This window comes from Zhongshania aliphaticivorans (assembly GCF_902705855.1).
Classification (GTDB): Bacteria; Pseudomonadota; Gammaproteobacteria; order Pseudomonadales; family Spongiibacteraceae; genus Spongiibacter; species Spongiibacter aliphaticivorans_B.
This window is the reverse complement of record NZ_CACSIJ010000011.1, coordinates 134,607-150,352: the sequence shown is the minus strand read 5'-3', so window position 1 is coordinate 150,352 and position 15,746 is coordinate 134,607. Positions and strand designations below refer to the sequence as shown.

Sequence of the window (15,746 nt, the reverse complement as noted above, 5' to 3'; positions counted from 1 at the left end):
TCGCCAACAATTCGGCGTCCCATCAGGGGCGCCTCGCCACTCACTTTGGCGTTAAAGCTTCGCCCTCAAAACTCACCCCCGCCCAACCACTGCGCATAAAATTGCGAATATTTGCGTGATCGCTACCATCAGGGTTCCCCAAAACATCTTGAGTATAAAAATCACCGAAGGCATTTAAGGTTGCCTGCGCTGTTAATTGATGCAAACGTCCAAAGGCAAAAATCTTGCAGGAACCATTGTTCGTACCTGCTTGATTTTGCTGATCACCATTTTTAAATGTAGTGGGAACAAAAGTGTATTCCGCATCAATAAGCGCGATAACATCTGTAAAAGGTTGCGGCGCTTGCTTAAGCTTTTCTATTAGCTGGTCGCTTGTCATTTAATATCCTGTTTATAGTGCATAAAAACCAGAGACGGCAAACGTAGCTTCATTATTCTCGACACTACGCGGTACCTCTCAAGAACTAATTATACCTAGGAAAGCACTCTTCAAGGTTCATAAATTCGCCACAAAAAAATACCGGAGCGAGTCCGGTATTGTAATGCTATGTCACCTAGGCATTAGTGACGCTGATTTACATTCACTCGCGTATTCCAGTAAGCCTGATTATGCTTTTGACGATCATTTAAATTACCTCGGCCATATTGCTTGTTACTACCCTGATGGTCACGACCGTGGTTGTCGCGTGCAAAGCGGTCAGACCGGTTATCGTGCTTGTCATGGCGATAGTCTTTGCCTTTTTTATAGTCCTTACCTTTGTAATATTTATGACTGCTGTGGCCAGCATGAACATCGGTATACACTTTTTGATTCCGATAACCATTGTTATAACTATTACTGTAATTGTGATGGCCCGTGTCACGGTAGCTCACCTGATGGCCGCAATGCCTGTCATGCACATGATTTTTGCTATAACGGCGATCGTCTTTATAGGAATCATGTGCGGCATATAAAACTGCCGCGCCAATCATAATTGCAGCGGCGGTTTCTACCCCGTCGGCGTGGGCCTGCTTTGGCGATACCGCAACAGCCACAATCAGCAGCGCCGTAAGTGCGAAATTACGGATCAACGCTGGCGGTCCAATATGTAGTGCTTTGATATTTGTCATAGTCGCTTCTCCTTTGTGTAGCTGTAAAGTATCAGGAGTTAACTGAATGCCACCTTAAGCGCAGCAAATACGACTATATCTTATTGCGCCGTCATCGACGCACCATACTCTCCCATAACTTGCCCTTCTAAGGGGTCTTTAGTGGAGCCACGCAACATGAATATCTCGACGCGACGGTTTCTAGCCCGCCCCTCCTCTGTACTGTTGTCTTCAATCGGACGAGTATCTGCGTAACCAGCGACTCTAAAGCGGCTTGGTAGCTGACCGCTGCTCTGGACGATACTGCCGATCACCGTAGCCGCCCGTGCCGATGACAAATCCCAGTTTGAGTAGAATCTGTCGGTATGAATAGGGAGGTTATCGGTATGCCCCGCCACCACAATCTGACCGGCGATATCGTTTAAAACCATGCCAAATTTTTCAATTACGGTATCAAACCCCGGAGAGAGTTCTGCCTTACCGGAGGGAAACGATCCCCGTTCCCGAATCCGGATAATAATCACTTTATTGCCATCGTTTTCTACTTCTACCAAGCCTTCGCTAATTTCTAGAGCCAAATGCTCTTTTACCTTTTCTAAATCATCCAGCATGTCATCATCGGCTTCCTCTGATACAAACTTGGTCATCTCCTGTAACGCTTGCTGACGCACCTCTCGTTCCACCGTAGGTCGTACGGTGCCGGGGGTAAAATCTCGGGCAATCATGCTAGTGCCAATCGGTGGCTTAAAGGCGGGAATGTCCCGCTGCACCCCAAAAGCGTCTTTCATTGAGCCCGACAGTTCCTTGAATTTCTGCTTATCCATTTCTGAAAATGAGAAAAGAAGTACAAAGAAGGCGAGAAGTAGCGACATCAAATCTGCAAAGGTAAGCACCCACGCGGGCGCCCCTGCATCAGCTTTTTTTACCGGAACGTCATCCATCTACGCCTCCTCAGCCTTTTTCTCTGGCTCGCGCTTATTATCAGGCAAATATGTCGACAGCAAGGATTCTAATACACGTGGATTGACCCCCTCTTGAATTCCGTCAACTGCCTCAAGAATAAGATGACGATTACGGCGCTCTTCAGAGGTTCTAAAGGCGAGCTTTTCTGCTATTGGTAAAGCAACAACATTCGCCAGTACCGCGCCGTACAAGGTCGTTAACAGCGCCACCGCCATAGCCGGACCAATCGCTTTAGGGTCAGACATATTCGACATCATCTGCACTAAACCCACCAGTGTGCCGATCATTCCCATTGCAGGTGCCGACTCACCAAAGCCTTTAAACACCGCCTCGCCCATTTCGTGGCGCTCAATAGCCATGTTAATTTCTTTATTCAAGACTCTACGTACAAATTCTGGGTCGTGGCCGTCAATGGCCATTTGCACGCCCTTGTTTAAAAATTCGTTGCTAATCTCTAGCGATTCAAGGCCTAACAAGCCTTCTTTACGGGCCACGCCAGCCATTTCCATGCACTGCGCAATTAGGGCTTCTGAGCTGGTTGGTTTATGAACAAATGCGCGGGAGGCGACCTTAAAAGCCCCCATGGTTTGATCAAGTGGAAACTTAACCAAATTGGCGAGTAGGCCGCCGCCGACCACAATTAATAAGCTCGGAGTATCGATAAACCCACTTGCGCTGCCGCCGATCAAAATAGCCACAACTATGACGCCCAGCGCCCCTAACATGCCTAATAGCGTTGCGATATCCAAAGTCTTCTCCAATACCTTTGTTACCTACACCGGCTTATAGTCGGCTGACGGAATGTGTGTCGTCGACTATTGCCCTAATACGTAACCCACTTAACGGCTGAAGAATCACTCTCTGTATAAGAGAATACCCTGATAGCGCATAGGCAATTTTCTATTTTCCGCATTAGCACGAGCCATACACGCCACGCTTTTTGGCATGGTATGCTTGCTAATCACTAACAGAACTAATGAAACTACTCCATGTTTACCACTCATCAATTAGATTTTGGCCGCGGCCCAGCGAGCTGGCTTGAAGGCGGAAGTGCAAATGACACTCTGCATTTTGCGGCAGCAAATGGCTTCCCCGTTGGCAGCTACCATTTTTTTCTAGAACACTTCCAAGACAATTTTACTATTGCTGCACTTGAAAATCGGGGGGCATGGGACTCGCAGCCGACGCCGCGAGGATTCACATGGCGCCAGCACGCTGACGATCTCATCGCATTTCTTGATCATCGCAGAAAAACACAACATTCAGGCCCCGTCATAGCGATGGGGCACTCTATTGGCGGCACAGTTAGCGCCATTGCCGCCGCAAAGCGGCCAGATCTATTCAAAGCATTGCTCATGTTTGACCCTGCCACCATCCCAGGTCGAATTCTACCCATGGTCGCGGCAATTGCGCCGTCGACATTGATGGGACAAATGAACTTAGTCAAAAGCACTAAACGAAGAAAACCCCAATGGGAAAGCCACGCAGCATTTATTAGCTACCATCGCAAAAAATCTGCATACCGACGGTTTTCAGATGCGGCCTTTGAGGATTACGCCCGAGCTGGCCTAGTTGAGCAAAGCGATGGCAGTTTTACCCTGCGCTACAGCCGCGAATGGGAAGCTCACAACTTTCAGCACACCTATACACCCTGGCGAGCGCTGCGCCATATTACTGTGCCCACACTGGTTCTGCGCGCGGAGCATTCGTATCTACACAAGCACGCTGATTTTGCCCGTAATATCGCCCGTGTATCGCCAATGGTCAGTCATGATGTGATTAGCGGTGCTGGCCATATGGCCCTGCAGGAAGACTGCCAGCAAGTGGTGGCAAAAAGCTACCAGTGGCTGCGAGACAATCAACTCCTCGGCACGCCTACATGAGACGCTCGTACTGCCTAAGTAATTCTTTTAGACGCGGGACATTAAGCTTAGCCTCGCAAAAATATCTGCTTATTGCGCTGACCCTTATTGTCGCTACGCTAAGTGCCTGCACAAACAATCGTGTAAACACGACAGCTGAAAATCAACGCTTTAGCAGCGAAAAGTGGCAAACCGTAAGCCTTGGCGATCACAAAATGGGGTATCGCCACATTACGAGGGAACAGGAAACAAAACTGCTTAAAACCACCGAAACCTTAACCCTCACCCTCAGTCAACCCGGCGTTCCCGACCGTGAAATAGCGACGACTCTCAACTATCACGAATCTTTGGCGGGCAAACCGATAGCGCTTTTCAAAACAGTGAGCTCAGACACCGCCAATCACAAAATGAGCGCCACCATAAAAGGTAAAACGCTGATTTTAAAACGCGACAATTCTTCAACCATCGAACGCTACCCCATCCCCCAGCCATTTTTATTAGCCGAAGGCCTTAGGCTCACGCTAATAAAACTAGCTGACACCCGACAGGAATTTGAATATTACAGCTGGAATTTCAGCACCCGGCAGTTTGACAAAACGCAGCTGCGAATCAGCCCCTACACCAGTAGCGAACACCCCGATTACGCATGGCGTATACAGAAAACCACCGGCCTCAATTCCAATAGTAAGCACACCGATATATTCACCGACACCCAATTCCACGTACTAGAAGAGCGCAGCCACTCCAATGGTGAAGAACTTCTTATCACTAGCTGTGACAAGGCCTGCGCAACCGCCAGCTTTGTGCCGAATACCCACGTTTACCGGCAGCTCATTCAATCGCCTTATAAAATCTCCGATACCGCGTTACACGGAAAAATTCGTTACCAGCTAAGTGGCGACTTCCAGCTAGATTTACCCAATACCTATGAGCAGCGCAGTAATAGAACACTAGACGGAGCTGAAATTATTGTGTGCAAAGACTGTGGCACCGAAACGCCACCCGACAACTCAACACTGCGCGACACCCTAGAGGGCAACTATTGGCTGCCAGCACAAACCCCCATATTTAAAAACGTGGTCGCAGATATATTACCCAACAGCAGCAGCGCGAGCGGCCAAATGCAACGTCTTACCCGCTACGTCGCTAGACATATGAGTGAGGAACCGAGTTACTCTGGCTATGCCACCGCCCTTGAGGCCTACAACAGTAAGCAAGGCGATTGCACCGAACACGCACTATTACTTGCCACGCTGGCCCGCGCGGCGCAAATTCCAACGCGAGTTGTATTTGGTCTCGCCTATACTAACGAGCGATTTCTGGGGCGAAAATATGTGTTTGTACCCCACGCTTGGGTTCAAGCTTGGACGGGAGAGCGCTGGGAAAGTTACGACAGCGGATTAGGGGAATTTAGTGCCGGCCACATCGCCCTTGGCCTAAGCAATGGCGACCAAGCTGATATTTTGCGGATTAATGAACAACTGCAAAAAATAAAAATAACATCGGCAATACAAATCAGGAGTCGCTGATCAACTCAACGACTCCTGAAAATAAAGACCAATAGTGGAGATAAAACGACTACACAAAAACAGTATAACTAAGACAGGCTTACTCGTAAGCAACTGGCATGTCTTGCAGCGCGTCGTCCGCAGCCAAATCAATATCCGCAACCTCAACAGCGCCGCTGCGAACAGCACCGACAACCGTTACTTCTTCAATCAGCTGGGCGGGCTCATCAGCCATGGCGCTCATTGGCGCAACAACAGCAACTGCTGCCAGCATCAGTACACGTACAAAACTATTTACACTCATATCTACTCCGTCGCCCTTAGGCAGCTAATCTTAAATGCGGCAACCTTCACACACTGCACGAGGGCCTTAACGGATTAATTATCGTGTTAAATTGTTACATTCGTATTAATGAAATATGACAATTTTGGAGGAATTCAAAAAGAATTGTGACAATTTGTCACACTTGCGTAAGTAATAGGATCTCTTAGCTGCTAAGTATTACCAATTCACTCAGCAAAACAAAAAGCCAGAAGCGGCCTAAGAACTTACGACAGCACCCGCATTCCGCAGGCTATCGGGCAGATTGTCAGCAAGGTATTTAAGCAGCAATTTCAGCTTTGGCGACAAATGCCGATTTTGCGGATACAGCGCCCATATCCCTTCCTCCGGTTCTTGGTAACTATCGAGCAAGGTAATTAAATCCCCGCTCTCAAGATAAGACATCACGTAATAATCCGGCAGTTGAATGATGCCCAAGCCTTTCACCGCCGCATCCACCAAGGCGTAACCACTATTACAATGAATATTCCCAGTGACACGCACCGTGCGCAATTTGCTCTTTTCGTGAAATCGCCAATACTCCGACGCGCCGGTCAAACAATTATGGCGATCTAATTCTGCCAAGGTATGCGGCATGCCGTAGCGATTCAAATACTCTGATGATGCACACACATAGCGCCGCCGCGAAGACAGCTTTTTGGCTATCATGCTGGAATCCTTTAAGCTGCCAACCCGTATGGCTAGGTCATAGGATTCTGCCAATATATCTACCGTGTGATTACTTAGCTGACAGTCAATTTCGAGCTGCGGGTATAACTTCACGAAATCATTTACCAACGGCATCACGCTTTCTTCGCCGTAGGTAATTGGCGCGGTTAATTTAATTTTTCCCCGTGGTGAACTCTGTAGGTCAGAAATAGCACGCTCGGCATCTGCCAAGCCGTCAAGTACACTTCGACAGTGCTGGTAATACACCGCGGCCACCTCAGTCACCGTCACTTTGCGTGTTGTCCTATAAAACAACTTCGCACCAAGGCGGTCTTCCAGCTCACTAACTTGACGACTCACCTGCGCTACTGACAAACCCAAGCGCTTTGCCGCGCCGGTAAAGCTCTCAGCCTCGACCACCGCCACAAATTCACTTACCCCTCGCCAATCGCTCACTATTACACCACCGTAAAAGAGTTTTACATTTTTAGAGATTATGCCGGCAAGGGAAACAATTACAATGGAATCTGTCGATACACCTACAACTCACGTTCCACATACCATCACACTTGCGGGAGCAAACTTCATGTCAGACAATTTTATAAAATCGAAAGCCGCTGTAGCCTGGGGCCCCGGCCAGCCATTAAAGATAGAAGAAGTCGACGTTATGCCCCCCAAAGCGGGCGAAGTGCTCGTCCGTATTGTTGCCACCGGCGTATGTCACACGGATGCATTCACGCTGTCTGGCGATGACCCAGAGGGTATCTTCCCCGCCATTCTTGGCCATGAGGGCGGCGGTATTGTTGAGCAGATCGGCGAAGGCGTTACCTCGGTTGCCGTCGGTGATCACGTCATTCCGCTGTACACACCGGAATGTGGCGAATGCAAATTTTGCCTATCAGGCAAAACCAATCTTTGCCAAAAAATCCGCGAAACCCAGGGCAAAGGCCTAATGCCAGACGGCACCACCCGTTTCTACAAAGACGGCCAGCCTATTTTTCATTACATGGGCTGCTCGACGTTTTCGGAATACACCGTATTACCTGAAATATCACTCGCCAAGGTCAACCCCAGCGCGCCACTTGAAGAGGTGTGTTTACTGGGCTGCGGCGTAACTACTGGCATGGGTGCAGTGATGAACACCGCCAAAGTAAAAGCGGGCGACACCGTTGCAATATTTGGCTTAGGCGGCATTGGTCTCTCTGCCGTGATTGGTGCGGTTATGGCTAAGGCCAGCCGTATTATTGCCATCGATATCAACGAATCTAAATTTGAATTAGCAAAGAAACTTGGCGCAACAGATTGCATTAATCCCAAGCTCTTCGACAAACCAATACAGGAGGTCATTGTTGAAATGACCGATGGCGGTGTAGATTTCTCCTTTGAATGCATTGGTAACGTCAACACCATGCGTTCAGCACTAGAATGCTGTCATAAAGGCTGGGGAGAATCGGTGATTATCGGTGTTGCCGGTGCAGGCCAAGAAATTTCAACCCGACCATTTCAGCTAGTAACGGGCCGAGTATGGCGCGGCACCGCCTTCGGCGGTGTGCGCGGACGCTCGGAATTGCCAGACTATGTCGAACGCTACCTAGCGGGTGAATTTAAACTCAGCGATTTCATCACCCACACCATGCCGCTAGAGCAAATAAACGAGGCCTTCGATCTAATGCACGAAGGCAAAAGTATTCGCTCTGTCATTCACTACTAAACCACTGATCAACACGAGGACATTGCCCTGCGGGGCAATGTAGGCGCTTATGAGTATTGAAAATATTAGCAGCAACAAGAGCTTTGACGGCTGGAATAAGCAATACACCCACCGCTCGGCAGTGCTGAACTGCGAGATGCGTTTTGCCATCTATTTGCCGCCGCAGGCATCTGCAGGCGAAACCGTGCCCGCACTTTACTGGCTGTCAGGCCTTACCTGCACCGACGAAAATTTTATGCAGAAAAGCGGTGCACAGCGCGTCGCTGCAGAACTGGGTATCGCCATTATCGCACCCGACACCAGCCCACGCGGTGATGACGTTGCCGACGATGAGGCCTACGACCTCGGCAAAGGTGCTGGTTTTTATGTGAACGCCACCCAAGCACCGTGGAATCGTCATTACCAAATGTATGATTATATTGTGAAGGAGCTACCTGAGCTTATAGAAGCGAGCTTTCCAGTATCCGGACTCCGTGCAATTTCCGGCCATTCAATGGGCGGTCACGGCGCTCTGACCATCGCCCTGAAAAATCCGCTACGCTACCAATCGGTGTCGGCCTTCAGTCCCATCAGCAATCCGGTAAATTGCCCTTGGGGACAAAAGGCCTTCACGCAGTATTTGGGGGACGACAAAACCCAGTGGCTGCAATACGACGCCAGTGAATTAATTCGCGGCGCCCGCCAATTTGTGCCCGCCAGAATTGAACAAGGCAATGCCGACCAATTTTTGGAGGAACAATTGAAACCCGAGACTCTAACGAGTGCAGCTAATACCAGCGGCTATCCCCTGGAGCTACATAGTCACGACGGCTATGATCACAGCTATTACTTTATCGCCAGTTTTATTGAAGAACACCTGCGTTTTCACGCTACGCATTTACAGAAATAGGGCGATGGGTGTCAGCACAACGCTGACACCCATCTCTATCAATGACTCGTCGGCAGAGGCAAAACCGCTATTGACGACATCGCCAAACTTCCCAGCCATAAATGGCCGTCATACTCATTTACGCTAGTTATTGTGTGGTAAACGCCACTCTCGGACTGCAAATTAAATTTAACCGTTCCATCTAAACCCAAGCCCAGCGCAAAACCAAGCTTGCTAGCCGGCACCAGTAAATCTGCCGGCAGACCACCAAGCAGCTTCCGTAAAAATGGGTGCGCCGCCAAGGCATCAATTTCTTTGCTTCGCAGCGCAGGTATTGCCAACCAAAATGTATCTGTCCCGTTAAAGCTAATATTGTCCGGCATACCAGACAAGCCATCTATAAAAACATCTTGAACACCCGCTTTGGGCCCCTTGAGCCACAAACGGCTTACCCGCGACGCACCAGTTTCATTGACCAGCACCCAAGTATCATCTGGGCCAAGAGTCACGCCATTGGCAAAATAAAGCCCACTAAGATGCACTTTGGTCTGCCCATTAGATGGCATATAGCTCAACAAGCGCCCCGTTGCCGACGCCTCGATTAAATCGTAAATATAGTCATGCAAACCAAAACGGCTGGAGGCATCGCTAAACCAAATAGTGCCATCCGCTGCTACATCCACATCGTCAATAAAACGCAGCGACGGATCATCTGCGTAATCAAGCAAGGTATTTATTTCACCTGCTGGCGACACCGACAGCAAACCCTTGAATGCATCTGCAACAATTAAATTTCCAGCAACGTCAAATTGCATACCCAAAGGCCGACCACCGGTGTTCACAAACTCGCGAAAACTACCCTCAAGCACCTGCCCGTCGCGAACGGTAAATCGCACAATGCGGCCATCTTGGTAGCCGGTATAAAAATTACCGTCTGGGCCTTTCACAATATCTTCTGGGCCACTACCTACATGCTGCAAATAAGTCGTTACCGCCGCTAATTTTTCATTCCTTGCAAACGCGGCATTGGCCTCACTACCAGAAGGTTCAAAGACCACAGCTTGAATAGGTGAACGAGCATATAGCGCCAATACTCCAACAAACACAATCAACGCAACAATAGCGATCACACGAAACCAATTTGCCATACAAAATTCTCTTATTTTTATGTAGTTACTCGTTACCACAAACAAGCACTGGCGATTAAACCACGATACCGCTATGCTAAAAATTAGCATTTGACGACAGCATACTGGCTTTTTGATGGATGTAAACCTATGCGCCCCCTAGTCCGCGCCTCTGCTCTTAGTGGCTACATCGAACTCGTTCAGGCGCTAGGCGAAAACCCTAAGCCGCTGTTACGACGCTTCAATATCGACCCAGACCGGCTGGACGATCTCGACTATTTAATTTTTTTCCACAGCCTAATGCAGTTACTAGAAACCACAGCGGACACCTTGCAGTGCCCCGACTTCGGCCTGCGTTTATCTAAAAAACAAAATATGGAAACCCTTGGGCCAATCGCAATTATGGCCCGCACATCGAGTACCGTTGGCGACGCCCTCTTCTTTATTGCGCGCTATATATCCCATCACAGCCCAGCTATTACCTTGGCACTCGATGACACTTCCGCGCCCAAATTCCCGCGCATTATGCTCGACATCAACGTAGCCGATTACCCCTATCGTCACCAAACTACTGAAATGTCGATTGGCCTTATGGCAAACGTGCACGCCATGCTAACCGAAAACCGCAAAAAGCCCGAAGCCGTATTATTCCGTCACAGCAGAACCTTAGACATCAAAGTTTACCGACGCCACTTTGCTTGCCCCGTACTCTTCAATCAAGAATGCAATGCGCTGGTACTCACCCCGGAGCAATTTGATTTTCCTATTCGCACAGCCGACTCATTTCAACGCGACGTGATTGCCAACTATGTCATTAAAAAAAGCGGTGGCTCGCCATTAACGTTTATAGAACAAACCAAATTCATTATTAGCCGGCTACTACCCACCCAGTGCTGCACCATTAAAACCGTAGCCAACGAACTGTTCATGCACCAACGCACCCTGCAGCGGCGCCTCAAAGACGAGGGCCATATATTTGAAAAGATCGTAGACGAAATCCGTCGTCAAGATGCGCAGAATTTCCTCGCCGAACAAGGTATGCCAATGGCCCAAATTGCAGGCTTGCTGGGCTACCAAGAACAAAGCTCTTTTAACCGCGCCGCAAAACGCTGGTTTGGAGTGACGCCAAATACCTACCGTAAATCGCTACTAAGCATAGCAAAACAAAAAAGTTAGGCTAGGCTTGTAAATATCAGCCCAGTACTGGATCACAAATCTACGACGCGTGAATAATAACCAAGCCATATGTCATCAAATGACAATAATTAGTCGCCAAATGACAATTCCAAAAACCCGCCTTTCGGCATTCTCCACGCTCGTGAATTTCTAAATAACAAGACCCAATCCGTCATAGCTTGAAAGGAACTACACATGCAGCAACGTCGCTCAGCTACACACAAGAGTCGCCGACACTTATTGAGTACAGGTATTTACCTCGCCATTGCCAGCTCCTTTAACAGTGCTTTTGCTGCACCCATGCTGGAGGAGGTTTTAGTTACTGCCCAAAAACGCAGCCAGAGCACCCAAGATATTCCAGTGGCAGTTACCGGCTTAACAGGTACACAACTCGACAAATACGGATTCGAAAACGCCAGCGATATTTCTGCTCAAGTACCCAATATGCAGGTCAGCGGCCCCTACGGTGACATTCAACCGATCTTTGCTATTCGCGGCGTCAGCATGTCTGACTACAGTTCGAACCAAGCCAGCCCCATAGGCGTCTATGTCGACGAAACCTATCTAGCTCCGGTATACAGTCACGGCGCCAACTTTTTTGATATTGAGCGCTTAGAAGTGCTGCGCGGCCCGCAGGGTACGCTGTACGGAAAAAACACCACCGGCGGCGCGATCAACATCATTACTCGCACACCCCAATTTGGTGATGAACCGAGTAATTACATTAAACTTGGCGCTGGCAGCTACAACGCAACCAGCGCAGAAGCCGGTGCTGAAACAGAGCTAATACCAGGTATTTTAGCTGCGCGCGGCGCATTGAGTTTTAAGCGCGACGAAGGCTATGCCGACATCGTTGGCCGCAGCGAAAACGGCGCACAAACGGACTTTCAGGGCGGCCGTCTGGCCTTCCATTTTGCGCCGAACGACACCTGGGATGCCGTTTTTAAATACACCGTATCAGGTAACGATGCCCTAAGTACCCCAGCCCGAAACGAAGGCCGTACCAGCCTACTCGGTGCACCCAATTCTGACTACAACGGATACTCCAGCCAAAGCCGTAATTTAGACTTCCATGAAACCGAGGCCAACGAAGTTGGCGCACTCATTACCAATACCGATATCGCTGGCTTAACCGTCACCTTCGCTGGCGACGGCTTCTCTATCACCTCGGTAACGTCTTACTACGACGCAGACTATTATCAAAAAGCCGACACCGATGGCTCGCCAAACGACCTGCTAACCATCACCTGGTCGTCTGATACCATAGGCTACAGCCAAGACCTACGTTTCTCGTCAGAATTCGACGGCATGTTTAATATCATTGCCGGTGTTTACTACGGCTATGAAGATCAATACATGAACAATATTTACGACATCTTCGGCACCCCCCCAGATGTCCGTGTCGGCGTCGCGAAACCCGATACCGCCCAGCAATATCCCTTCTTACTCGACTACGGCATGCTTGACCAGCGCATGGAGACTAAAAAAACCAGCCTAGCCGCTTACTCGCAAATGCGCTTTGATTTTACCGACCGTTTTGGTATGGATTTAGGGCTGCGCTATACCAAAGACGGCAATAAACAAAGCTATTTCAATATATCCCGCGTTGGTTACGACGGCAGCCCAAGAGGCACTTACGTTCCCGGCAACAATACTGGCGTTGATGATGCGTATATCTCGTTGCCGCTATCTGGATCTCAACTGATCGACATTCTGGGCGACCCAACGCTACTACTAAATCTGTTAAGCCTTGGTTACACCCACGGTGCCTATACCCTTGATTCAGCCCCCAAGCTGGAAGCCAACGAAGCAGAGTGGACAGGTAAACTTGGACTGGACTACCGAATCAATGACGACGTGATGGTCTACGTTAGCGCCAGTCACGGCTATCGCAGCGGTAGTTTCAACGGCGGCGCATATTATTTAGCCCGCCCAATAGAAACCGCCTACGCATCACCAGAGTATATCGACGCCTTTGAAGTAGGTTTTAAAGCAGACTTACTTGAAAACAGCATGCGCTTAAACGCCGCGTTATTTTCCTATGACTACACCGATCAGCAATTTATCAACGTGGTTGGTTTCTCTAATTTCCTAGAAAACGCAGGTAGCTCCAAAATTGCCGGTGCAGAAGCTGAACTGTGGGCGCGCCTGACCGAAAAGCTCACCCTGCAAATCGGCTTTGGTTATTTACAAACCGAGTTTTCTGAACTCACCTTAGCAAATACCGAAACCATTGCTGACGCTGACAACCGCGTTGACTTAAGCGGCAACGAGCTTATCTCTGCCCCCAAGTTTAATTACAGCATCTCGCTGGATTACGATATTTGGGTAACCGAAGCAGGTTACCTAACGACTAATCTTAACGGTAACTTTCAGGATGACCAATGGTATAGCGCCTACAATGATCAATACGGCTACGGCAAAATTCGTCAAGATGCCTATTGGCTATTCAACGCTCGAACCAGCTGGCACGCTAGCGATGACAGCTATTCGATATCACTTTGGGTGAAAAACCTGATGGACGAAGAATACGATAGTTACGCAATTAACCTGCAAGCAGGCTTTGGTCACGACAATTACCTAGCTGGCCCACCGCGCAGCTACGGCGCTGAAGTCACCTACCGCTTTTGACAGAGATTGGTAGATAGCTGCGCAAATGCACAGCTATCTACTCACCAGCACTGCCACTACACGCAAGTAAGCAAGCAACATTGAATGAGCATCACGCCTTTGGCGCTCAGTTAATATATCGCCACACTCCCAGAAAAATTCAAGAACAAACCGCACTCAATTTACAAAAATATCACACAGAGTACACCCACGAGGTTAAACCTCACCTTGACACAAACCTTATTCATATATATTTTGTTCGCAAACTAACAGTTAGTGCTGCTTACAAATTTAATTAAACACTGCCACGCTTAGACACGGCCTCGAATTATCTAAGACCACACTGCACCAACTCCACCATCTGCATTAAAGGCTTACTCAGCCGCTCCGGATTTTACAATGACAAGATTAGCTCGCCATGCTAACTATAAAAGACTGTTAACCTTTATTATTTCATCAAGCCTAAGTTGCACTAGCCTTGCTGTTGAATTAGGCAGAATAGAGGGCTTTGGCCCTGTCTCGCGAGGATTTGCGGGCGGCGGCGTAGCACACGCCACCGGCGCCGCGGCAATCATCCTCAACCCCGCAGAACTGCTCTCCAACAAGCCCGGCCACGAATTAATGATGCAGGTCTCTGAGATACGTGCCGCCATTGATGTACGCAATGAACAAAGCCACGAAATTGTTCGCACCGCAAATTTAGGAAATAATCGCGGCCCCTACGACTTACCAGAAATTGCCTATAGCTATCGAGCTGATAAATGGGCATTTGGTGTTGGTCTTTTTGCAGCTGCAGGCTTTGGCATTGAATATGGTCGCGACTCATTTCTTTCCACAACGACGACCGGCAATGTCGACACGGGACTAGAAGCATCTGCCCGTTTAACGGCTTTGCGAATTCCGATCGCACTGGCTTGGCAGCCAACACCAACGCTACGATTGGGGGCCGCGCTAGATATTGTAAATTTAGGCATTAACATCGCAACGCTATACGACGCCAAACAAGTAAGGATGCTAGTACAACAAAACCGCGCATCTGGCGGACTAGTTACAGTTGTTGGCGCCCTGCCTACGCTTGCAGGTGTACATCTAAACTTCATTAATGATCACCCCATCTCCGGCGGCCTATCCGGCTGGGGTATCGGTGGCAGACTTGGCGTGTCGTGGCAGGTACAAGCAAACACCAGCCTAGCCCTTGCCTACGAGTTTGAAACACGGCTAACCGATCTGAGAGGCAAAGGCAGGCTGACAGCGGTGGATATTTTAAACAACCATATTCCTGTCGATGGTCAAGGTCGGTTTAACGATATGCAGTTACCCGCGGCATTTATTATTGGTGTGTCACATCAAGCAAAACCAAACATAAGCGTTATTGCTGACCTACGCAGAACTTTCTGGAAAAACATGCTTGGCGACGCCCGTTTTTCCTACCGCGCTCAAGGTGGTCTTTTTGATGGACAGGAGCTAAATGCACTATTACCGCTTGGCTTTAACAACATTACGTCGCTAACCCTTGGAGCAGAGTGGTCGCCCAACGACAATTGGACGTTCCGCAGCGGTGCATCCCACGCCGTGCAGCAATTAGTAAAGGATCAAAATTTCAGCGGAACCTTTCCGACGCTAACTCGAAACCACTTAGTTGCTAACGCCAGCTATCGCTGGCAATCACAATACGAGCTAACATTTGGCTGCACCTACGCATGGACACCGACGGTGCGCAACCCCGGCAACAACATCTCCAGCATCCCTCCTATTAAAGGACGAAACCACCAAATAACACCGGTTAATTTCCTACCGAATTAATTTCTAAAAGATCTAACAACAGCCGAAGTGCATCTGCC

Annotated in this window: 14 protein-coding genes; 7 read left to right on the top strand and 7 right to left on the bottom strand. The window is 49.0% G+C overall.

Features of this window, described 5'->3' with window-relative positions:
- Nucleotides 1-40 precede the first annotated feature (40 nt).
- The 4 genes from GVJ32_RS05110 to pomA form a co-directional block, all read right to left on the bottom strand.
- Nucleotides 41-379, bottom strand: coding sequence for a HopJ type III effector protein (locus GVJ32_RS05110; RefSeq protein ID WP_159238981.1), 339 nt, complete (start codon nt 377-379; stop codon nt 41-43).
- Between the two features lie 182 nt (nt 380-561).
- Nucleotides 562-1,110, bottom strand: a complete 549-nt coding sequence (locus GVJ32_RS05105) for a hypothetical protein (protein ID WP_159238980.1) — start codon at nt 1,108-1,110, stop codon at nt 562-564.
- An 80-nt stretch (nt 1,111-1,190) separates the two neighbouring features.
- Nucleotides 1,191-2,030, bottom strand: coding sequence for a flagellar motor protein MotB (locus GVJ32_RS05100; protein ID WP_159238979.1), 840 nt, complete (start codon nt 2,028-2,030; stop codon nt 1,191-1,193).
- Nucleotides 2,031-2,801, bottom strand: a complete 771-nt coding sequence (pomA, locus tag GVJ32_RS05095; protein WP_159238978.1) for a flagellar motor protein PomA — start codon at nt 2,799-2,801, stop codon at nt 2,031-2,033. It lies immediately after the preceding gene.
- Nucleotides 2,802-3,041: 240 nt separating this feature from the next.
- Here pomA and GVJ32_RS05090 point away from each other — a divergent pair, with 240 nt between their 5' ends.
- Together GVJ32_RS05090 and GVJ32_RS05085 are read left to right on the top strand one after the other, a co-directional pair.
- Nucleotides 3,042-3,935 carry an alpha/beta hydrolase gene (locus GVJ32_RS05090; RefSeq protein ID WP_159238977.1) on the top strand — a complete coding sequence of 298 codons (894 nt, stop codon included), beginning with the start codon at nt 3,042-3,044 and terminating at the stop codon, nt 3,933-3,935.
- Nucleotides 3,932-5,443, top strand: coding sequence for a transglutaminase-like domain-containing protein (locus GVJ32_RS05085; RefSeq protein WP_159238976.1), 1,512 nt, complete (start codon nt 3,932-3,934; stop codon nt 5,441-5,443). Before GVJ32_RS05090 ends, GVJ32_RS05085 begins: the two co-directional genes overlap by 4 nt.
- A gap of 79 nt (nt 5,444-5,522) precedes the next feature.
- Here the strand turns inward: GVJ32_RS05085 and GVJ32_RS05080 are convergent, their stop codons facing one another.
- Both GVJ32_RS05080 and GVJ32_RS05075 read right to left on the bottom strand, forming a co-directional pair.
- The gene (locus GVJ32_RS05080) at nt 5,523-5,726 is read right to left on the bottom strand and encodes a hypothetical protein (protein WP_159238975.1); all 204 of its coding nucleotides are present in this window, start codon (nt 5,724-5,726) and stop codon (nt 5,523-5,525) included.
- 237 nt (nt 5,727-5,963) lie between these two features.
- Complete coding sequence (locus GVJ32_RS05075) at nt 5,964-6,869, bottom strand: LysR substrate-binding domain-containing protein (protein WP_159238974.1); 906 nt, start codon at nt 6,867-6,869, stop codon at nt 5,964-5,966.
- Nucleotides 6,870-6,999: 130 nt separating this feature from the next.
- Here GVJ32_RS05075 and GVJ32_RS05070 point away from each other — a divergent pair, with 130 nt between their 5' ends.
- Entirely contained in the window at nt 7,000-8,124 is a 1,125-nt protein-coding gene (locus GVJ32_RS05070) for an S-(hydroxymethyl)glutathione dehydrogenase/class III alcohol dehydrogenase (protein WP_159238973.1), read from the top strand.
- A 49-nt stretch (nt 8,125-8,173) separates the two neighbouring features.
- Nucleotides 8,174-9,013: an S-formylglutathione hydrolase gene (gene fghA, locus GVJ32_RS05065; protein ID WP_159238972.1), complete on the top strand. Its 840-nt coding sequence runs from the start codon at nt 8,174-8,176 to the stop codon at nt 9,011-9,013.
- A gap of 38 nt (nt 9,014-9,051) precedes the next feature.
- Here the strand turns inward: fghA and GVJ32_RS05060 are convergent, their stop codons facing one another.
- Nucleotides 9,052-10,140: an SMP-30/gluconolactonase/LRE family protein gene (locus GVJ32_RS05060; RefSeq protein WP_159238971.1), complete on the bottom strand. Its 1,089-nt coding sequence runs from the start codon at nt 10,138-10,140 to the stop codon at nt 9,052-9,054.
- A gap of 129 nt (nt 10,141-10,269) precedes the next feature.
- Between GVJ32_RS05060 and GVJ32_RS05055 the strand changes: the two genes are divergently transcribed.
- The 3 genes from GVJ32_RS05055 to GVJ32_RS05045 all read left to right on the top strand — a co-directional run bounded on the left by GVJ32_RS05055 (nt 10,270) and on the right by GVJ32_RS05045 (nt 15,708).
- Complete coding sequence (locus GVJ32_RS05055) at nt 10,270-11,295, top strand: AraC family transcriptional regulator (protein ID WP_159238970.1); 1,026 nt, start codon at nt 10,270-10,272, stop codon at nt 11,293-11,295.
- Nucleotides 11,296-11,490: 195 nt separating this feature from the next.
- Complete coding sequence (locus GVJ32_RS05050) at nt 11,491-13,926, top strand: TonB-dependent receptor (RefSeq protein ID WP_159238969.1); 2,436 nt, start codon at nt 11,491-11,493, stop codon at nt 13,924-13,926.
- A gap of 378 nt (nt 13,927-14,304) precedes the next feature.
- Nucleotides 14,305-15,708 (top strand): OmpP1/FadL family transporter, encoded by a 1,404-nt coding sequence (locus GVJ32_RS05045; protein ID WP_159238968.1) that lies wholly within the window; start codon nt 14,305-14,307, stop codon nt 15,706-15,708.
- Nucleotides 15,709-15,746: the final 38 nt, after the last annotated feature.

What these genes read in the sequence shown, in the direction of transcription:
- GVJ32_RS05080 (WP_159238975.1), bottom strand. Translation starts at nt 5,726, where the DNA reads ATGAGTGTAAATAGTTTTGTACGTGTACTGATGCTGGCAGCAGTTGCT.
- GVJ32_RS05045 (WP_159238968.1), top strand. Translation starts at nt 14,305, where the DNA reads ATGACAAGATTAGCTCGCCATGCTAACTATAAAAGACTGTTAACCTTT.
- GVJ32_RS05085 (WP_159238976.1), top strand. Translation starts at nt 3,932, where the DNA reads ATGAGACGCTCGTACTGCCTAAGTAATTCTTTTAGACGCGGGACATTA.
- fghA (WP_159238972.1), top strand. Translation starts at nt 8,174, where the DNA reads ATGAGTATTGAAAATATTAGCAGCAACAAGAGCTTTGACGGCTGGAAT.
- GVJ32_RS05105 (WP_159238980.1), bottom strand. Translation starts at nt 1,110, where the DNA reads ATGACAAATATCAAAGCACTACATATTGGACCGCCAGCGTTGATCCGT.
- GVJ32_RS05050 (WP_159238969.1), top strand. Translation starts at nt 11,491, where the DNA reads ATGCAGCAACGTCGCTCAGCTACACACAAGAGTCGCCGACACTTATTG.
- GVJ32_RS05100 (WP_159238979.1), bottom strand. Translation starts at nt 2,030, where the DNA reads ATGGATGACGTTCCGGTAAAAAAAGCTGATGCAGGGGCGCCCGCGTGG.
- GVJ32_RS05060 (WP_159238971.1), bottom strand. Translation starts at nt 10,140, where the DNA reads ATGGCAAATTGGTTTCGTGTGATCGCTATTGTTGCGTTGATTGTGTTT.
- GVJ32_RS05090 (WP_159238977.1), top strand. Translation starts at nt 3,042, where the DNA reads ATGTTTACCACTCATCAATTAGATTTTGGCCGCGGCCCAGCGAGCTGG.
- GVJ32_RS05055 (WP_159238970.1), top strand. Translation starts at nt 10,270, where the DNA reads ATGCGCCCCCTAGTCCGCGCCTCTGCTCTTAGTGGCTACATCGAACTC.
- GVJ32_RS05110 (WP_159238981.1), bottom strand. Translation starts at nt 379, where the DNA reads ATGACAAGCGACCAGCTAATAGAAAAGCTTAAGCAAGCGCCGCAACCT.
- GVJ32_RS05070 (WP_159238973.1), top strand. Translation starts at nt 7,000, where the DNA reads ATGTCAGACAATTTTATAAAATCGAAAGCCGCTGTAGCCTGGGGCCCC.